Source organism: Calothrix sp. NIES-2100 (assembly GCF_963875285.1).
GTDB lineage: Bacteria > Cyanobacteriota > Cyanobacteriia > Cyanobacteriales > Nostocaceae > Aulosira.
On sequence record NZ_CAWNLA010000001.1, the window covers coordinates 7,402,169 to 7,421,580 of the forward strand.

The 19,412-nt window shown below is 40.3% G+C and carries 14 protein-coding genes; 5 read left to right on the top strand and 9 right to left on the bottom strand.

Annotation, left to right across the window (positions count from 1 at the left end; genetic code table 11):
* Positions 1–59: 59 nt before the first annotated feature.
* The 3 genes from AACU32_RS30135 to AACU32_RS30145 all read right to left on the bottom strand — a co-directional run bounded on the left by AACU32_RS30135 (position 60) and on the right by AACU32_RS30145 (position 8,756).
* Positions 60–1,526, bottom strand: a complete 1,467-nt coding sequence (locus tag AACU32_RS30135; RefSeq protein WP_096605193.1) for a hybrid sensor histidine kinase/response regulator — start codon at positions 1,524–1,526, stop codon at positions 60–62.
* Between the two features lie 57 nt (positions 1,527–1,583).
* On the bottom strand, positions 1,584–4,253 hold the full coding sequence (locus AACU32_RS30140) for a hybrid sensor histidine kinase/response regulator (protein ID WP_096605195.1): 2,670 nt from the start codon (positions 4,251–4,253) through the stop codon (positions 1,584–1,586).
* Between the two features lie 138 nt (positions 4,254–4,391).
* Positions 4,392–8,756, bottom strand: a complete 4,365-nt coding sequence (locus tag AACU32_RS30145) for an amino acid adenylation domain-containing protein (RefSeq protein ID WP_096608239.1) — start codon at positions 8,754–8,756, stop codon at positions 4,392–4,394.
* A 672-nt stretch (positions 8,757–9,428) separates the two neighbouring features.
* On the opposite strand from AACU32_RS30145, the gene psbA reads away from it, so the two are divergent.
* Positions 9,429–10,511, top strand: coding sequence for a photosystem II q(b) protein (gene psbA, locus AACU32_RS30150; RefSeq protein WP_096605197.1), 1,083 nt, complete (start codon positions 9,429–9,431; stop codon positions 10,509–10,511).
* 278 nt (positions 10,512–10,789) lie between these two features.
* Positions 10,790–12,181 carry a malic enzyme-like NAD(P)-binding protein gene (locus AACU32_RS30155; RefSeq protein WP_096605199.1) on the top strand — a complete coding sequence of 464 codons (1,392 nt, stop codon included), beginning with the start codon at positions 10,790–10,792 and terminating at the stop codon, positions 12,179–12,181.
* A 285-nt stretch (positions 12,182–12,466) separates the two neighbouring features.
* On the opposite strand, the gene AACU32_RS30160 is transcribed toward AACU32_RS30155, so the two are convergent.
* Positions 12,467–13,213: a creatininase family protein gene (locus AACU32_RS30160; protein ID WP_096605201.1), complete on the bottom strand. Its 747-nt coding sequence runs from the start codon at positions 13,211–13,213 to the stop codon at positions 12,467–12,469.
* A gap of 128 nt (positions 13,214–13,341) precedes the next feature.
* On the opposite strand from AACU32_RS30160, the gene AACU32_RS30165 reads away from it, so the two are divergent.
* A complete protein-coding gene (locus AACU32_RS30165; protein ID WP_096605203.1) occupies positions 13,342–13,902 on the top strand; it encodes a hypothetical protein in 561 nt (186 codons plus the stop codon).
* Positions 13,903–13,941: 39 nt separating this feature from the next.
* Here AACU32_RS30165 and AACU32_RS30170 read toward each other — a convergent pair whose 3' ends face one another.
* The 5 genes from AACU32_RS30170 to AACU32_RS30190 all read right to left on the bottom strand — a co-directional run bounded on the left by AACU32_RS30170 (position 13,942) and on the right by AACU32_RS30190 (position 17,425).
* Positions 13,942–14,214: a cupin domain-containing protein gene (locus tag AACU32_RS30170; protein ID WP_096605205.1), complete on the bottom strand. Its 273-nt coding sequence runs from the start codon at positions 14,212–14,214 to the stop codon at positions 13,942–13,944.
* A gap of 18 nt (positions 14,215–14,232) precedes the next feature.
* A complete protein-coding gene (locus tag AACU32_RS30175) occupies positions 14,233–14,565 on the bottom strand; it encodes a Mo-dependent nitrogenase C-terminal domain-containing protein (RefSeq protein WP_096605207.1) in 333 nt (110 codons plus the stop codon).
* A gap of 906 nt (positions 14,566–15,471) precedes the next feature.
* Positions 15,472–15,927 carry an NUDIX hydrolase gene (locus tag AACU32_RS30180; protein WP_096605209.1) on the bottom strand — a complete coding sequence of 152 codons (456 nt, stop codon included), beginning with the start codon at positions 15,925–15,927 and terminating at the stop codon, positions 15,472–15,474.
* 18 nt (positions 15,928–15,945) lie between these two features.
* Positions 15,946–16,398 (bottom strand): DUF3531 family protein, encoded by a 453-nt coding sequence (locus tag AACU32_RS30185; RefSeq protein WP_096605211.1) that lies wholly within the window; start codon positions 16,396–16,398, stop codon positions 15,946–15,948.
* Positions 16,399–16,492: 94 nt separating this feature from the next.
* The gene (locus AACU32_RS30190) at positions 16,493–17,425 is read right to left on the bottom strand and encodes a Sll0314/Alr1548 family TPR repeat-containing protein (protein ID WP_096605213.1); all 933 of its coding nucleotides are present in this window, start codon (positions 17,423–17,425) and stop codon (positions 16,493–16,495) included.
* 402 nt (positions 17,426–17,827) lie between these two features.
* On the opposite strand from AACU32_RS30190, the gene AACU32_RS30195 reads away from it, so the two are divergent.
* Entirely contained in the window at positions 17,828–18,502 is a 675-nt protein-coding gene (locus AACU32_RS30195; RefSeq protein ID WP_096605215.1) for an ABC transporter ATP-binding protein, read from the top strand.
* 159 nt (positions 18,503–18,661) lie between these two features.
* Complete coding sequence (rsmG, locus tag AACU32_RS30200) at positions 18,662–19,402, top strand: 16S rRNA (guanine(527)-N(7))-methyltransferase RsmG (RefSeq protein WP_096605217.1); 741 nt, start codon at positions 18,662–18,664, stop codon at positions 19,400–19,402.
* The last annotated feature ends 10 nt before the right edge of the window (positions 19,403–19,412 follow it).

The following is a 19,412-nucleotide window of genomic DNA, read 5'->3' on the forward strand; positions in this document are numbered from 1 at the left end:
TATTAAGTATTTACCCTTAACTAACTCCTGCCCCTACTATCTTATCTGCTACCTAATACTTATATCTGTGCTATGAGAGGAGATGTTTGACTATGTATAGAGTTTTGAGATAAGTCTGGAGACTCCCACCAGCTAGGATCGGACAACTGTACCTGCTGAATTGGAATCTCAATGATAAATTCTGCACCTTTCCCGAGGCTGGAGATACAGTACAACGAACCACCATGCTTTTCAACTACAATCTGATGGCTAATTGACATTCCCAACCCTGTTCCTTTACCCGCAGGTTTAGTAGTGAAGAAGGGGTCAAACACGCGTTTTTGAACTGCTTCGGAAATTCCCGGGCCATTATCAGCAATCCGAATAGCAATGCGATCGCCACCCACAACTTCTGTATGAATCCGAATCATTGGCGATAGGCTATGGCCAAAACTCTGCATATCCCCCATTAACTCTTCCAAAGCGTCAATTGCATTGCTGAGGATGTTCATAAACACCTGGTTCATTTTTCCCGCAAAGCACTCAACTGGAGGCAAATTCCCATATTCTTTAATCACTTGAATCGCCGGATAGCCTGGTTTGGTCTTCAAGCGATGGTCAATGAGCATCAGTGTACTGTTTAACCCATCGTGGATATTTACTTTTTTGACTTCAGCTTCGTCATGACGGGAGAAGTTGCGGAAGGATTGGACAATTTCCTGAATCCGTTGCGTTCCAACTGCCATTGAAGAGACTATTTTCGGTAAATCTAACCTGAGAAACTCCAGGTCTATTTCTTTGGATTTCTTTGTAATCTCTGGGGTGGAATTAGGAAACTGAGTCTGGTAGAGGTTAATGAGTTCTAGCAAGTCTTCAATATAACAACTAGCGTGCTGAAGATTGCCATGTATAAAGTTAACTGGGTTATTAATTTCGTGTGCAACACCTGCTACTAATTGACCCAAAGTAGCTAATTTTTCTGCCTGGATTAGCTTCACTTGAGCCTTTTGTAGATCGTGTATTGCTTGGGAAAGTTCCTTAGTCCTGTCTTCTACCCGTTGCTCTAACTCTTGAGTTAACTTCTGTAATGCTAATTCGGCGGCCACTCGTTCTTCAATTTCTTGTTGAAGACGTGTATTTTGTTTCTCCAGGGCTACACTAAAATTTTGCAGCTGCAAATGAATTTGTATACGGGCTAGGGCTTCCGCTTGCTGAAACGGTTTAGTGATATAATCAACAGCACCTAAAGAAAGGCCTTTGACCTTATCTACTGTGTCAGCAAGGGCAGTCATAAAAATTATCGGAATATGTTTTGTTTTATGATTTGCCTTCAATCTCCGGCAAGTTTCAAAGCCATCAATTCCTGGCATCATTACATCTAACAAAATCAGTTCTGGTGGCTCGTATTCAATTTGCTTAATTGCACTTTCACCACTAGTTGCAACCGCCACATCAAATCCGGCATCTGTGAGAGCTTCCGAAAGTACTTCTAAGTTTGTCGGAGTATCATCAACAATCAATATGAAATTTGTTTGTGAGTTTTGCATTATTTTATTTTTTAATTTTTGTTGAAACAAATAAATTTTAACAAATGAGGAATTTAATTATTTTGATTTGATATATTTCTCCATAATGTATTGAATTTTTTCTATTTGAAAACTTTGCGCTAATTGCTGTAATTCTTGAACAAAAGGTTTAAATTTAATATCCGTTTTCTCTAGTTGATTTAGTTGTTTTTGGATAGCTTTAATCCGACCTTTTAACGCCAGTTCATACAACTGTTTTATTTCCTCTATTGGAGGTATTACTACTTCTTCTATCTTTGGTAAATCTGTATTATTGTCATCATAAATCCATTCTAGTTCTAGATACATCTGTAATTTTTCAAATAGATCAGATGCTTGCACAGGCTTGGGAAGAAAGTCATCACCGCCTGCATCTAAACTCTTCTGCTTGTCAGAGTCGAACACACTTGCTGATGAGACAATTATTTTCAGATGACTCCAATCAGGAGAATTTCGCAAATTTTGTATCATCTCTAATCCATTCATTCCTGGCATACTCACATCTGTGATAATCAAGTTAGGGGAAAAATCAGCAGTTTTTATTAATGCTTCTTGTCCATCTTCTGCTTCGATAATTTCAAAACCAATGGGTTCCAGTAGATTAACTAATACAGAGCGATTTTCCCAACGGTCATCTACTACCAAAATTTTTCGTTTTTCGCCTGTAAAACTAACAATAGTTCCCTGTTGAGAAGACTTTGATTTATCTGCCCATTCTATTGATTCAGAGATTTCTGCATCAAACCAGAAGATGCTACCATTTTCGGGTTGGCTTTTTACTTCTATAGTTCCGCCCATCATAGCAACGATTTTTTGACTGATAGCTAAACCTAATCCAGTTCCCTCTGATTGTTTTTTAACGTTACCTACCTGTTCAAAAGGTAAAAATATTTTTTCTATTTGCTCACTAGTCATACCTACACCAGTGTCTGCGACTTGGAAGCGCATTTGGTAGGTTAATGGTTCGTCTTGATAACGATTTTTTATCTGCTGAATTTTTATTATAAATGTGACACTACCTTTTTCAGTAAACTTGATTGCATTGCCTAGTAAATTAATCAAAACTTGACGTAACCGTTTTTCATCTGTTTGGATACCAATTGGCAGTTGGTCATCGGGCTGATAAACAAAAGTTATACCTTTTTGTTCAGCTTTAATGCGACAAATTTCAGCAACCGCCTGGAGAAATGAAGGAAAATGAAAACTTGTAGGATACAATTCCATTTTCCGAGCTTCGATTTTAGAAAGGTCAAGAATATCGTTAATTAGGGTCAGGAGGTGTGAGCCACATTGATTAATAATAGTTATACCTTTGAGCTGCTTTTCCGTTAGATTCTTGGAAGCTTGCAAAATTTGGGCATAACCTAAAATCCCATTCAGGGGTGTGCGTAGTTCATGGCTCATGTTAGCAAGGAATTCGCTTTTAGCACGATTGGCACTATCAGCTAATTCTTTAGCTTCCTTCAGTTCAGCTGTGCGTTCCTCAACTCGCAGTTCTAAGTCCTCAAATGACTCCTTTAATTGGACTGCCATCTGATTAAAAGACTGTGCCAAAATTTCTATTTCATCAGCATCCTGCAACTCAAAATTTTGGGACTTGTGACTATTAACAACCAATATACTATCTTGTCCCAAACGAAGTGCCCTTTGGGCATCAGCTTCTGCTAACTTTTGGCATTCTTCAAGAATAGGTTGTAAGCGGTTATTGAGTTGACGGATAAATAAAGTGACTACTAAAGCTAGTACCATACCAGCACCTAAAGCACCGCCAACGGCAATAGATAATACCGGGACTAACACAACCGACTGAGGTACTACTGCCAGCATTAACCAGTTGGTTCCATGTACCCGTTGAAATACCCAATATTTACCCTTTGCCTGCACAAAACCGTCATTGTTGCTGGCAATTCGTTCCCATACATACCTTAATTCTGGTATATCCTTATAGGTTGCAAGTGACTTAGCTTTTTCTGGTTCTGGTGGATATGCCAGTAAATTGCCTTGTTCACTTAAAATAACGAAATAACCACCTCCTTTTGTCACAGGTACTTTTATCTTTTCACCTATAGCTGTGACATTGATATCTAAGCCAGTGACACCAATTAAATTATTATTATCAGCAATTATAGGTCCTGTATACGTTGTTAAAGTTAGTCCATACCATTTATAAGGCTCATACCAGATATCTTTCCTCGCTTTGACAACTTTTTGATAATAACTTTGCTTTTGATAGTTATCTTCCTTGAAAAGTTCTGCATAACGGATATGATTATAAGGTTTTTGTAAAACTTCACCTATCTGACCAGAGGTTTTTTGGTCAATATAAAAGTACGGCCAATACCATTCTCGATCTGGCACCAGTTGGAAGGGCGTTTGACCAATACCAAGACCAGTTGTTAGAAGTGAACGTTCCTGGAATATATCAAAAACTAATTGTTTATATGCTTGTGGATCTTTAATTCCTTGATGCTGCATAGTTTTAACAGCAGCAGATAGATTCCGCATAGACTGTTCTACTCTAGCCAGTGACCCTTCTACCGACTTAACTTGTGTACTTAAATTACCTTTAATTTCATCCTTAGCTCGACTTTCCAGTGCTTGATAGAAGAAGTAGGACATGCTACCTAATCCTACTAAAGCACCACTTAACACGTAGAAAAATAGTCTGGAACCAATAGAATTATGTATAAGGCTTTTCTTTGTTTTCATTGGTACTACCCTACTGCAACTGCATGATGTTGCTTACTCATATCTAAGTATCTATACAAGTACTCATAATTCATAGTTCCCCAATAGATTGGTAGAATACCATCTAACAAAGAATAATTTTGTAGATGGTGACAGGAATCAAGTAACTAGCCGTATATATTTATTGGTATCATATATCTTATGTAGCTCCATCGCTTCTTTAGCTACGTATGTAGTATCTTCAGCATTTTCTCCAGGAGATTCTAGAAAACCACTTTGGATAAAGTAGGAAAAGTAAGCATTCATAACCGTGGAATCAACATGTGGGCAGACTATAGAAGTTCCTATCAAGCCATTGAGGGTATTTTCACAGTCAAAAGCTTGAGATGTCAGGAGAAATGTTTCCAAATACGTCATTTTGGTTTGAGCATTTTTTTCGGTAAATAACGATCTGATTGGGGTCAAAACATTTTCTTGAGATTTTTCCAGCTTAAGTAACTCTGCTTGCCATTGTTCATATGGCATTACTTGAATTGAATAGCCTAAATTGCGGATTTCACTTACAAGTTGCTTCCAAGACAATGGATGAGAATTGACAATATGAAAGGCTCTGCCTAGAGATTCTCTTTGTCTTGATAGATGTACTATTGCTTTACTAGCGTAGTCTATAGGAGTTATATTCACCCATTTATCCAGATTGGGAGCCGTTCCCAGTTGAATCATACCTTTGATAATTCTTCCCATCAGGTCGTTTGTGTGATAAGCGCCTGTTTGACTATGACCTGAGAGCATTCCAGGTCTGTAGATGCAAACAGGAATTCCCCGGTATTGAGCTGCCATTACTAGCTGTTCGGCAACCCATTTAGTTTGGGTATAACCCCTGGTTAGCCCTTCACCATGTGCCAAGTGCTCATCTTCTCGGATCACCTTTTTTTCATAAAAGATAAGAGGCTTAAGTACATCAATCGTCGAGATAAAGTTAACAGGGGTAACTTTACCATGAGAAGCTAGTCTCAAAACTTCTTGAGTTCCCAATACATTGGTAGGTTGCAATGTGCTGTAAGGATAAACTAGGTTGACGAATGCGCCAGCGTGATAAATCAGATCAAGTTTACTAGCTAAATCTCTAAACTCTTCGTTAGTTAATCCTAATAGCGGCTTTGATAAATCTCCTATTACAGGAACTATTCTAGAACTTAACTTATTACTCCAAAGCATGTAACGTTCTAGATTGATTTGTATTTTTTGTCTACCCTCTTCAAGATTAGAAGCGCGAACCAGGCAGTAAATATTTGCTGGTGTTTGTTGTAGAAGCTCGTACAGAAGAAAGGCACCTAAGAAACCTGTCGCTCCGGTTAAAAAGATATGTTCTGGTTCAGTTGTGAATTCTACAAACTCTACTTGCGGATGAATTGTTGGGTCTAAGATAACTTCATTCTGCCAATCCACCTTAGTTTCTTCTTCAATGAAACGGTAATCACTTGAGGACTCCAACATATCAATGGCTTTGATGAATCCAGCTATTGTCGGCTCCTTAATAACATAGGACAGAGGTAACTCTATTTGCATCGTCTTTTCTATCCGAGACAGCAACTGAACCATCAATAGAGAATGCCCTCCCAGATCAAAGAAGTTATCGTAGATTCCAACAGGTTCAATGTCTAATAACTCAGACCAAATTTCAGCAAGTTGCTTTTCGAGCAAAGTAGTGGGTGCAATGTAAACCCCCGTTAAAATTGGTCGGTCTTTTTTGGGCTTGGGAAGCGATCTCCGATCAATTTTTCCATTTGGTGTCAGGGGTAGAGTCTCCATCACTACAAATGCTGAAGGAACCATGTAGTCAGGTAGATTCTTTTGGAGAAATGATTGCAAATGGGGAACTAAGTTAATTTTCTCGTTTACTTGTAGAGGATTATTAGCATAGTCATTCCAAGGCTTCAATTCCACTAGTTGTTCTGGCAAAACCAAAATATCGCTTTGGTCTGTTGTTTTCAATTGATTTTGCAGTAGTACATCATACGTACCAGGATTCCTGCACTCAGAATAAGTAACCTGGACACCATAAGGTATATATTGGTTGAGATTCCAAAATTCTTCTGGATGCACCCCTGTCTCTTGAGAAATTTGCCGTAATGATTGCTGTAATTCTCCTACTGTTTTAGGTTTATTGATACTTGCTAATAATTCCACTGCTTTCCTATCTAGGAAAATACGGGCATTAGGCACATTGAGAATCTTGATATTTTTTGGTTGTTTCTCTTGAAGTACTTGGCAAATTAGTGGTAATGAGAGATTCTGTTGTTGCCAATCCCAGCATAAAGGCTCAGCATGTGGATACATCTTAGTCTCCACATGAAGGATGACATCGAAGCGAAACTTAATTAGTTCATTTTGAGAATGACCTCGCTTTAGTAAGGTTTGAACATGACTGATGCGAGGGATATGATGCTTCAGGGCAGAAAAGAAGTCTGGATGAAGTACTAGTTCTCTATCGTGGGAAATTCTGTCTCTAATTAGCTGTTGGAGTTGATAGCTAGAAAGAGAAGTAATAGTCTGGTTGATTTGAAGTGCAGTATGAAAAGTTTCTAGTAACGGTAAACTACGAACGTCACCAATAAAAATCTGCCCTCCTGGTTTGACTAACTTGACACTCTTCTCTATTACTTGCAACAGATAATCCACACTAGGAAAATATTGAATCACCGAATTGATGATTACCGTATCAAAGCTGGCTGCTTCTAATCGTTCAAGTTCATGAGCAGATCCCTCTGATACTGTTACATGCGACCAATCGTGTTGATCATTGTGGAGTTGCTGCTCAATATAGCGGATAGCTGCTGGTGAAATATCTGTCCCCACATAGTGACTACAGTGAGGAGCAATGCGAAATAGGAGTAGTCCTTTTCCACATCCGATCTCTAAAACTCGCTGAGGATGTAAAGAGAGAATCCGCTCAACTGTGGTGTCTACCCATTCACGCACCTCTTCTGCTGGTATGGGTAGGCCTGTGAAACTATCATTCCAGCCAGCCCAATCCTCTGGTGAATTGGTGTAGTTAGTATTCCACACCTGCTTCCATTCCTGAAGTTGATCAGTAGCAAAATGATCGATTGGTGTTGATGACTCGAGCTCATCTCGGTGAGTTTTAGGAACAACATAAGCAACCAAGCGTTTATTTCCCGGTTGATCCTCTCTAGCAATTACCACTGCTTCTTTTACGTCTGGATACTGGCTTAAAGCTGTCTCAATATCTCCTAATTCAACTCGAAAACCACGGATTTTAACTTGATAATCAATCCGACCAATGAACTCAATATTTCCATCTGATAGATAGCGAGCTAAATCCCCAGTTTTGTAGAGGCGGGCCTCTGGCTCATCACTAAAAGGATGAGGAATGAACCTTTCCCGAGTTAGTTCTGGACGGTTAAGGTAACCTCGTGCAACTCCATCACCACCAATGTAGACTTCTCCTGGTACACCAACAGGAGCAAGTTTAAGTGGATCATTTTGGCGGCGTGCTGGTTCTTGTAGCAAATAAATCTGTGTGTTAGCAATGGGGTGACCTAAGGGTACAAAGCTGCTAGCAGGTTCTACTTTATAAAGCATTGACCAAACAGTGGTTTCGGTAGGCCCATACATATTCCACAAAGAGCCACCCTTTTCCAGCAGTTGATTAGCCAGCGCCAGAGTCATGGCTTCTCCACCACACAGCATTTTCAGATGCTTATTGCCTTGCCATCCGGCTTCCAAAAGGAGACGCCAAGTTGCTGGGGTAGCTTGGATGACTGTAGCGTCAGATTGAGTCAAAATCTTCGATAATTTTTTGCCGTCAGCAACGGCTTCACGACTAACCAAGATAATGCGAGCACCTACAATTAGAGGTAAAAAGATTTCTAAGACTGCAATATCAAAAGAGATTGTGGTAATCGCTAATAATACATCGCTTTGGGTCAATCCTGGTTCTTGGCGCATAGAATTCAGGAAATTTATGACTGCACGATGGATAATCTGAACGCCCTTGGGTTTACCAGTAGAACCTGAAGTATAAATTGTATAGGCTAAATTTTCACGATTTACACCACTCTCGACATTTTCTGTGCTGTGTTGAGTAATAAATTGCCGATCTGCATCTAAGTAAATGACCTGTACTCTTTGATCTATTGTTGGTAATTCCTTCAGCAGATGTTTTTGAGTTACGAGTATTGGCATTTGGGAATCCTCTATCATGAATTCCACGCGCTCTTGGGGATAAGTAGGATCAAGGGGTATATAAGCTCCACCGGCTTTCAATATCCCTAACAGCGCAACTACCATCTCTAGCGATCGCTCTATACAAACCCCAACTAAAGTCTCTGGTTTTACCCCTAGATTTCTCAGGTAGTGGGCTAGTTGATTAGCTCTTTGATTAAGTTCCTGATATGTTAATTGTTCATTTTGAAAAATAACTGCTACAGCATCAGGGGTTTGTGACACCTGAAATTCCACCAATTGATGAATGGAAACATTTTTAAGATCGCAATGCATGAATTTTTCCATATAACCAAATGTTGAACTGGAGATGCTCAGAGTACTCAGCAGTACTCGGTTGAAATCTGTGGCAGTGCATACCCTAATTGTTGTCAGATCAAAAAATGTGGTTTAAACCTAAATTACTTAGTTATGAAATTTACATTTAAGTTTTCAGAACATCTTAGATAGATATCAGTTAAAATCTCTTGAAGAATAAATGTAATTTATCTTAAGCGCCATTTTTACTTGATAGCATGAGTAATCCCACTTGATATAGTGAAAAAGACTTTATAGGCTATTTTAATGAGGTTTTTTACTAATTTTTACGTGATTTTACGCTGTAATAACATGTGTTTTTTCAACAAAACTTGAAGTTACTACTAAATCTTTTGAATTCTTGATGTTGGCAAGGCTAAACAAGAAATTGCAATGAAACTTCATGAAAATATTGTTGATAAATACAAAAAAATTATGTAAAAACTGATAGTAGAGCCGGGAAAAATTTCCCCTTTTTTCACACCATCTCCCTAGGGAAATAGATGAGCAATATTTCATGGTGTGAGGCAATATAACAGAGTCCCGGTGATTAGGGAGAAGGTATTTGGCAAAAATCTTTGAAAACTGCGGAATTCTCAATTTTTAGGGATTGAGAAACTTTGTTGTCAGCAATTTATAAACGATACAGCCATGACCACAACTCTCAGAAGAGGCGAAAGCGGTAACCAGTGGGATCGTTTCTGTCAATGGATTACAAGCACTGAAAATCGGCTTTATATCGGTTGGTTTGGTGTCTTAATGATTCCCACTTTGTTGACTGCTACTATTTGTTTCATTATTGGCTTTATTGCTGCACCACCTGTCGATATTGACGGGATTCGTGAACCTGTTTCTGGTTCTTTGCTTTACGGTAATAACATCATCACTGGCGCGATTATACCTACATCCAATGCCATCGGTTTGCACTTCTACCCGCTTTGGGAAGCTGCTTCGATGGATGAATGGTTGTACAATGGCGGTCCTTATCAGCTGATTGTCTTGCATTTTCTGCTTGGTATCTTTTGTTGGCTGGGTCGGCAATGGGAGTTAAGCTATCGTCTGGGGATGCGTCCCTGGATTTGTGTAGCTTATTCTGCTCCTGTAGCTGCTGCGACTTCTGTATTTCTAATTTATCCTATTGGTCAAGGTAGCTTTTCTGACGGTATGCCTCTAGGTATTAGCGGCACTTTTAACTTCATGCTTGTGTTCCAAGCGGAACATAACATTCTGTTCCACCCCTTCCACATGTTTGGTGTCGCAGGTGTATTCGGCGGTTCCTTATTCTGTGCAATGCATGGTTCTTTAGTATCTTCCTCCCTAGTTCGGGAGACGACGGAAGCTGAATCAATCAACTATGGATACAAATTTGGTCAAGAACAAGAAACCTACAGCATTGTAGCGGCTCATGGTTACTTTGGACGCTTGATTTGGCAATATGCCAGCTTTAACAATTCTCGTTCCTTGCACTTTTTCTTGGCTGCTTGGCCTGTAGTTTGTATCTGGTTGACGGCTTTGGGTATCAGCACGATGGCTTTTAATTTGAATGGGTTTAACTTTAACCAATCAGTGCTTGATTCTCAAGGTCGTGTAGTTCCTACCTGGGCTGATGTGGTTAACCGTGCGAATCTTGGTTTAGAAGTGATGCACGAACGCAATGCTCACAACTTCCCGTTGGATTTGGCTACGGGTGAGGTAATACCTGTGGCTTCGCTAAATTATGCGATTCATGGTTAATATTCCGTTAATATAATTTAACAGCGCTCTCTAACTGGAGGGCGCTTTTTTCGTGGAATCACAGATCCACTCATAGCAAGGTAAAGCTGTTTACACAGCGATTCCTCGCACTCTTATCAGTGATGAAGAACCTAAGACAGCAAAAGTATCTGGTGTTGTTGAGTACATTTAGGAAATTTTTAATAGCATAAATTAGTAAAATATGACATTTACGATTTACAAGAGATTTTTTATCAACAATTCAATATAAGATGTGAAATTTAAAATCTCCAATCACAATGACCAACCTAACTCCTAATTCTAGTTTTAGTTTGACGCTCCGCTTGCAGATTCCCAATCGTGTGGGGATGCTGGCTTCAGTCACCCAGGCGATCGCCGCTAATGGGGGACTACTAGGACAAATTGATTTAATTGAGCAAAGCCGCAAAGAGTCAACCCGCGATATTACTGTAGATGCAGCTAGCACTGAACACGCGGAAACTATTGTGCAAGCAGTTAAAGCATTACCACACATTCAAATGCTGAATGTGTACGATCGCACTTTTAATTTGCATCGTGGGGGTAAAATCAGCATTGCCAGCAGAATTCCCCTAAAAACTGTTTCCGATCTCGCAATGGCTTACACACCAGGAGTAGGTCGAATTTGTACAGCGATCGCTCAAAATCCAGAGGAAGTTTATAACTTAACCATCAAAAAGAATACTGTTGCTATTGTTACTGATGGTAGCGCTGTTTTAGGGTTGGGAAATCTGGGGCCGGCGGCTGCTTTACCAGTCATGGAAGGCAAAGCAATGCTGTTTAAAGAATTCGCTGGCATTGATGCTTTTCCCATCTGCTTGGCAACACAAGATACAGATGAGATTGTGCGGACAGTGAAAAATATTGCGCCTGTGTTTGGGGGTGTAAATTTGGAGGATATCGCCGCCCCTCGTTGTTTTGAGATTGAAGAGAGACTGCGGCGGGAATTAAATATACCTGTATTTCACGATGACCAGCATGGTACAGCAATTGTGACCCTAGCAGCGTTGTTTAATGCCTTGAAACTGGTACACAAGTCAATGGCAGAAATACGGATTGTAATTAACGGCGCTGGGGCGGCGGGAGTGGCGATCGCACGATTACTGCGCAAAGCTGGGGCGGAAAAAATCTGGATGTGCGACTCTAAGGGTATTCTTTCTAGTAGTCGTACTGACCTAACAGAAGAAAAGCGCGAATTTGCAGTTAAAGCCCAAGGTACTTTAGCAGGTGCATTGCAAGGCGCAGATGTATTTATCGGTGTTAGTGCCCCAGGAGTTTTGACACCAGAAATGGTGCAAGCGATGGCGAAAGATGCGATCGTGTTTGCAATGGCCAATCCGATTCCCGAAATTCAGCCAGAGTTAGTGACAAAAAATGTTGCTGTCATGGCTACCGGTCGCAGTGATTACCCGAATCAAATAAATAACGTCTTGGCTTTTCCAGGAGTATTTCGTGGTGCGCTAGATTGTCAAGCACCGACAATTACCACCACAATGTATTTAGAAGCGGCACATGCGATCGCATCTTTAGTTAAGCCTTCAGATTTGGATCGGGAACATATTATTCCTTCGGTTTTTGATCAGCGCGTCGCCTCGTCTGTAGCTGCGGCTGTGCAACAAGCAGCGCGTCAAGAAGGGATTGCGCAAAGTTGATCAATTACAGGGATGGGTGAATTAGCCCTTTCTAGGTGACTCGAAAAATCTTTGCTTTACTCTCTGCGCCCTCTGCGGTTCAACAATAATTTATTTAACCACAGAGACGCAGAGAACACTCCAGATAAAAGATTAAAAAGGGTTTTTTTGCCGACAATTTTATCAACTTTGAAAGAGCTACTCCTCTAAACAACTATTATCTCAAGTCTATAGTCTTCCCTCCTCGCTTGCGGTGAAAGCGTACTGCATCCAAACGAGAAATGCAGTAGCGTTTTTGCATGAAGTTTATTCTGCGTTCAAAAATTCTAAGTAGCTGTTACTAAGTTCTTTGACGGCTAAATCATAAAACTGCTTACCATGTTCTGGGGTAGCTAAGGCGGGATTGGAACCCATGCGTCCATCTGGGTAATGTAGGCGAAAATCGGCTGCACTGTAAATACTGTGTCCTTTTCCAACTTCTGGTGAGAGGGGTGCTTGCTTGATTGCTTCGGGATAAACGTATTGGGTGACGGCTACTTCGCTAGGGGTTGCATGGGAGCCTTCTTGATCGCCGTATAATTCCTTAGCGAGTTTGTATACTGGACTGCACATAAACCAATTAGCAACTTGACATTGCACCTTTTGTGCATTGTGAATTTGCAAATCTTCTAAGTGGGCGTAAGTTTCTGAGAAGGCTGCTTTCAGGGTGGCGATGTTACCGCCATGTCCGTTGATAAAGTAGAATTTGGTAAAACCTGCTTTGCTCAAACAAGTGATATAATCTCGCACCACTTGAATTAAAGTACTAGGACGCAGACTTATAGTACCAGGAAAGGCGGTGTGATGCAGCGCCATGCCAACATTGATTGTAGGGCCGATCATTGCTTGGGTGGCTTCACCGACACCACGAGCGATCGCTTCTGCACAAATAGCATCTGTACCAATTAATCCAGTAGGGCCATGTTGTTCTGTGGAACCAATCGGCAGAATAATACCTCTAGACTGCAACAGATAAGCTTCAACTTCAGGCCAGGTACTCAAATGTAGTAACATTTTTAATCAAATTCCTCATCAAAGTTGCTGTGGAAAGAAACATTGTTCTACTAGGTAGTATGATTAAATCAAGAGCCTTCCACTAACACGATTATGAACTCCCTGGCTGGGAGGTGAAGGTAATTACGATGAAATTTTTTCATTTTTACCCAACTTTTATGGGGTTAACTGTGGGATTTTTGCTCCTCAACAGTTTTCTTTCCCTTCCTGCTTGGGCTGGACGCTATGTTTTGAACCAAACACCCCAAAGAATTGAGCTATATTTTGGGCGTTACATTAGTAAAAAAACCAATGGTGCGCAAGTTACTTATACCTATGCGCCTAAAAGCTTTCGCAGGTTATTTCCTCAGTTTCCTAAAAGTGATTTTTCGATCACTTTTGTGAACAATCAAGCAAAATCTATCAGCTTGAACTTCAACGGAGATTTTTTCCAGTATCCAGGCACCTACAATTACGATCAAGCCCAAGCTTCAAAGTTTTACAATTATATATTTGGCTATCAGCCACCAATCTGGAAGGAACTTTCTGCCAAATTTAGTGGTAATGAAACCATTTATTTTTATGAGTATTGTTTAGGTGATGGAGTTGCAACGAATTTTGAGAGATACGGATACAAGCAATTTACAGATTCCGCCACGTTATCCTATAACAATCGTTGCGAACCCCCATACAATTTCCATCAGAACTGATTTAGAAGAGTTGTGTGTTCTGAATCTTTGATTTATTGCCTAATCAAAGTAATAATGTTTTTTGACATCGCTGATGATTTCCCATGTACAGGACATTCCCGCCGGAAAGATGACTAAATCACCTTTACCCATTTGCACTGACTGTCCATCATCTGGCGTAACAATGACATCACCTGCTAAAAAGTAGCAAGTTTCTTGAGTATCATAAGTCCAAGGGAATTTTGAAACTTCTTTTTCCCATATATCCCATTTCGCCACACCCAACTGCTGAAGGCGTTCTTGACTTGGTTGATGCTCAATTTTAATTTCCATGCCGCTATTTAGCTCTTTTTAGCAATAGGATTGAATATCTTCTCCACATTTATCTACTAAATAGCATAGAGCGCGAAAACGCAAGCCAACAAATTGATCGTAAAGGGGATTGAGCTTGCACATTGGGGGAATATGGGCAATTTTTCGACCAAATACCACTACATCACGCTCAAAGGGACACTGCGCCGGAATCAGTTTAGCAATAAATTTCGCTAATTTACGGTTCTGGATTTCGAGATCATCAAGCCATTGACGTAGTGGTTGCAATAAATCAAATTTCGGTTTGGCTGTGTCGCTGACAGGGTTAATAAAAGCGGAGAGAATAATACGTTGATTAGTGGTTTTAATCATATTTTTAAGTCGGTTTTTTTGTTGTAGATGAACCAATTAACGATGTGGATTGTAGCTAGCCGTTCTAACTTGGCAATTTTATATTGTGGTTGGCAATAAAAGTCAAGCAAGTACAACCAGCTAATTTGCAAGATAGCCGCTAGCAAATAGTGCAACTAATAATTATTTAAACGCACCATTTACTGGAGAACTGTCCAGTTAAATACAAAATAACAAAGAAATTCTAAAGATGGTATAGTCTAAAGTTATTGATTACTTATATTCCACATACCAAACTTATATATTAAGTCTAAATCTCTAGTTATGAAAATGCACAGTATCCTGAGATGGACTTATATCTGTACAAGCGCCGTTTTGCTCTTACTCTAGCCAGATTTCTTGAGGATTAGGCTGTAGATAAAATCCGGTTTCAGGTATTGAATATCTAGTGAATTGTTATTTTTGTTACAAAACTTTATAAAAAATTTATCTGCATCACTTGCAAATCGACTTTTGCTGAGTTCAAGTGATATAAGCTCATATAATACTTGAAATCAGGTCTGAAGATTCGCTTCAATAAGTCGTAATTGTAATTATGAGTCTGGGGCTTTCAGAGTTGAAATGCCTAAGTGTGTACGGAGACTGAAATCATGATTGCTATCTGGTTTATGTCTCTATTGATTAATCAATTTGATTAGTTGTAGTTAGCACTTCATGGTTGACAAAATCAGGACTGAAGTCCTGACTACAAAATGCTTAAACCGTGAGAACTGATAGCTATATTGGGAATTTTGATTAGTTTTAGTCAGCACTACCCTATGGGAAGCCCTACGTCAGGAGTCGAAAAATCAGAAGGGATCACTGCATAACCGCTTTGCGTCTACAGTGTTGGAAAACTTAGGACTTTACTCCTGACGACGAACTAATTTATAAATAATTGAAAAATTCTTCAGGTACTAGCTTTAATTCTCCTGACTTAAAGCGCTCAATGTTGATCCATAGTGCGCGATGTTGATGATTTTCCGATTCGGAAAATATTAAACTATCTAACTGATAAAATTTAGGATCAGCAAAATCACATTGATATAGTTGAATAATTTCGTGTCCTTGTCTACCGTTGAATATAAAGAGGTTTTCTAAACAACCTAAATAGCGAATATTAGTTAATTCTGCTTGAATTTCTTCTTGGAATTCCCGTTGTAAGGCTAAATGGCTAGGTTCGCTAAAGTCAACACCACCTCCCAAGGCACGATAAAATGTAGATTGCTTTACAGGGTCGTAGCCTTCGGAAACAAATATGCGTTCGCCCTTGGCGTTGGCTCCGCCATCGCCATCACGAATCAGTCCTAAGGCTAATACCCTAATTTCCCCTGATTTGCCCATTTTAGTAACTAAACTTAACTAATTATCGTACATAGAGTAAGACCGACTGTCGCTATCTTCGACAGGCCAATCTTCATTTTCGCCACCCAGATACAATTGTTCAATAGTGACATATTCTTCGCTTAGCTGTGTCAGGGCGTTAATCAGGATATCCAAAGCGATCGCATCACTGGTTCCCAAATCAAACCAACAACGCCCCCATTCACCTTCATACTCAAACTCACCCATGTTATGCATTAACGCCAATAAGCTTTTGTCATAACCTTGGGGATCATAATTCATGTAGCTGATATCCAGCCCAGTATCCTGTACCTGGAGATTTTCGGCGTTAAACGCACCCAATTTACCAAGGTAAAACCAGGAATTGAAAACCTCTTCTACATATTGCTTTTCTCGCGCCGAAGGAATATTGCTGAATTTTAGCCAAATCCAGACATCAAAAGGATTAATTTCACGAAATTGGATGTACATTGTCGGTAAATAGCTCCGTTATCTGAGAATAAGCATAGCAGGAGACTGTTGACGGTTGATGGTTGATGGTTGACGGTTGACTGTTGACTGTTGACTAACCCAAATTTTTGAGGGTATTGTTAGCCCTGCTGCGTTCTCCTTCGATTTGTTTGACTAAATCGGCGGGGAGTTGGGATTTTTTGCTTAAGGCTTTGTCAAAATTAGCGATCGCATCTTGGATTAATTGTCGGCTATTTTCTTTTTTCCCTTGTTCATGGAGAATTTGCGCTTTCAGGTAATATACCTCTGGGTTATCAGCTGTTGCTTTTAAAGCACGGTTGACATAATCCAAGGCTTGAGGGTAATTTTTTAAGTCACGGTAAGCAATAGCAATACCCCGATCCACTAAGTACTGAGGCGCAGCACTTTTTTCTAACCCTTGAATTGCTTCGTCTGGGTTAGTAAAAGGTAGATTCACCGCTAATAGTAAATCCATATAGCCTTTAATTAAGTTCAGTTCTGGATCGTTGGCGGAAATGGCTTCGGCTTTATCCAAATATTCGTAAACTTCTCGCAGTTTACCTAAAGCTTGTCCAGCACCACCTGCACCATCACGGGTGATAATTACTGCACCCTCAAAAAATTTGCCAACGGCTGTGTATAAATTACCGCGTAATGGATCAGTGGCAATTAATTTTTGTCCAGTTTCGAGGGTTTTTGTGCTGTAAGTAGCTAATGTGGTTAAATCCTTATTGGTATAGGCTAAAGATGCCCGCATCGCATAAGCTAAAGGTTCGTTTGGCTCACTAGCTAGGGCTTGTTTAAGGTAATTTTCTGCCTCTGGATAGTTACCTTTTTGAAAAACCGCCTTAAAAGCTGCTTCTGTTTTGTCACCAATTTCATGAGGGTTGCTAGTCCGAAATGGATCGCCAGCCAAGGAAGGATGCATCGACAGATTGAAGGCGATCGCAGCGCTAAAAGTTGCTTGAGCAAGGCTTGTGATTCTAGCCAGCACAATTGATTGAGGAGCCGAAAACCATTTAGTCATTATAACCCTCAGAATAATTGCGGTTGAAATAGTTGTTTATGTTACTTAGAATGCAAAAAAAATGAAAAATCCTAACTTCGGTCTGTTTTAACCAGAATTGCCTACAGAGATCGACTTTTGTAATTGTTGCAGGTTCCCTGATTGGTTGTAACCATTGCTTGGGAGTAAGTTTGCCACAATGGCAAAAAGTACGAGGTTTAGCTTTAATGTTTAGTGTCAGAGCTTTGCACAGACAGTCTTGCAACCCCAAGGAACAAGTAGAAGATTCTAGCTGTTAGATTAGGGTTGGAAAGCAGGTTACATCTATGAATTTTTCGGAATTTTCGAGAATTTCCTAATTGCTCTTCGTGTAGTTAAGCCTAGTTGATCAATTATTCGCTAACTTCTTGGTAATCTTAACAAATGCTCTATCTCAGAAATCTGATTTATCACCCAACAGCCTGCCCAACAGCGATTCTTAAAGCAGTTAACTTAGAATTAGCACCTCAACAGCTAGGTTTGATTATTGGCCCTAGTGGTTCTGGTAAAAGTACCTTACTAGAAATTTTATCTGGATTAGCTGAACCCACATCTGGCGCAGTTTTCTGGCGCGAACAAGAACTGCTAGCCGAACAGATACAACAATTGGCGGGGTTGGTATTTCAGTTTCCAGAGCGACATTTCTGTGGCGGTACAATTTTAGAAGAATTACGCTTAGGGCATCCAGAACTAGGGTCAGAGCGAGTTAGAGATGCGCTAAGTGAAGTAGGATTAGAGCATTTATCGCTTTCAGCAAAACCCCATGCTTTGAGTGGTGGACAACAGCGGCGTTTAGCTTTAGCGGTACAGTTAATTCGCCAGCCAAATTTACTGTTACTCGATGAACCGACAGCTGGGTTAGATTGGTCAATGCGTCGGCAATTAGTAAACTTATTAGCGAAGCTGAAAAAAGATTGGACATTGTTAGTAGTAACACATGACGCTGGGGATTTGTTGGCGATCGCAGATTGTTGTTGGACACTCAACCACGGTGAACTAAAATCAGTTGACCCCATGACACTGAAAGCGAAAGTGCAAGAACCACAACCTGCGGTGTGATTTGGTTGACTGTTGACTGTTGATGGTTGAGTGTTGTAGGGGCGGGTTCACAGATATCCTCGTGGAGCAACAATGATCTAAATAAACCCGCCCCTACAGACTGTTGACTGTTGACTGTTGACCATTGACTATTGACTAATGACCAATGACCAATGACAAATGACTAACTTATTGCCTGAAATGGCAGAAATCTGGCAAGAAACTCTAAATTGGCAACCGAATGCGCAACAGCAATTACAATTTCAGCAGCTTTATGAATTAATTGTTGAAGGGAACCGTCAGTTAAATTTAACTCGTATTACTGAACCGCAGGAGTTTTGGGAAAAGCATCTGTGGGATTCGCTGCGGGGAATTGTGTTAAAACAGCAATTTATTTCTTTCCTTGATGAGGGTGCATCTGTAATTGATATTGGCACAGGTGCAGGGTTTCCTGGGATTCCAGTGGCGATCGCTGCGCCTAATTGTCAAGTTACGCTTTTGGATTCTACTCGCAAAAAGATTACTTTTATTGACAAAATCTTGACTGATCTGGCTTTAGATAATGCCAAAACTCTTGTGGGGAGAGTGGAAGAAATCGCTCAGCAAACTCAGCATCGACAAAGTTATGATGTTGCTTTAATCCGTGCTGTCGGTTCCGCATCTGCTTGTGCAGAATATACTTTACCATTGCTCAAGCGCGGTGGTTTAGCGGTGATTTACCGTGGTAATTGGACTGAGGAAGAAACCGCAGCTTTGAAAAATGCTGTGAGTCAGTTGGGTGGTAAGGTGGAAGCGATCGCACCCTTCACCACTCCTTTAACTCAAAGCATTCGTCATTGCTTGTACTTGCGTAAGATAGTCGCCACCCCTGCTAATTTCCCTCGTGCTGTTGGTGTACCCACCCAAAATCCACTTTGTTAACTAATTACTA

Bases quoted from the DNA above. Each gene is read 5' to 3' on its own strand.
- AACU32_RS30190 (WP_096605213.1), bottom strand. From the start codon at position 17,425: ATGACTAAATGGTTTTCGGCTCCTCAATCAATTGTGCTGGCTAGAATC.
- AACU32_RS30185 (WP_096605211.1), bottom strand. From the start codon at position 16,398: ATGTACATCCAATTTCGTGAAATTAATCCTTTTGATGTCTGGATTTGG.
- AACU32_RS30135 (WP_096605193.1), bottom strand. From the start codon at position 1,526: ATGCAAAACTCACAAACAAATTTCATATTGATTGTTGATGATACTCCG.
- AACU32_RS30195 (WP_096605215.1), top strand. From the start codon at position 17,828: ATGCTCTATCTCAGAAATCTGATTTATCACCCAACAGCCTGCCCAACA.
- psbA (WP_096605197.1), top strand. From the start codon at position 9,429: ATGACCACAACTCTCAGAAGAGGCGAAAGCGGTAACCAGTGGGATCGT.
- AACU32_RS30175 (WP_096605207.1), bottom strand. From the start codon at position 14,565: ATGATTAAAACCACTAATCAACGTATTATTCTCTCCGCTTTTATTAAC.
- AACU32_RS30165 (WP_096605203.1), top strand. From the start codon at position 13,342: ATGAAATTTTTTCATTTTTACCCAACTTTTATGGGGTTAACTGTGGGA.
- AACU32_RS30145 (WP_096608239.1), bottom strand. From the start codon at position 8,756: ATGCATTGCGATCTTAAAAATGTTTCCATTCATCAATTGGTGGAATTT.
- AACU32_RS30180 (WP_096605209.1), bottom strand. From the start codon at position 15,927: ATGGGCAAATCAGGGGAAATTAGGGTATTAGCCTTAGGACTGATTCGT.
- AACU32_RS30170 (WP_096605205.1), bottom strand. From the start codon at position 14,214: ATGGAAATTAAAATTGAGCATCAACCAAGTCAAGAACGCCTTCAGCAG.
- AACU32_RS30140 (WP_096605195.1), bottom strand. From the start codon at position 4,253: ATGAAAACAAAGAAAAGCCTTATACATAATTCTATTGGTTCCAGACTA.
- AACU32_RS30155 (WP_096605199.1), top strand. From the start codon at position 10,790: ATGACCAACCTAACTCCTAATTCTAGTTTTAGTTTGACGCTCCGCTTG.
- AACU32_RS30160 (WP_096605201.1), bottom strand. From the start codon at position 13,213: ATGTTACTACATTTGAGTACCTGGCCTGAAGTTGAAGCTTATCTGTTG.
- rsmG (WP_096605217.1), top strand. From the start codon at position 18,662: ATGACTAACTTATTGCCTGAAATGGCAGAAATCTGGCAAGAAACTCTA.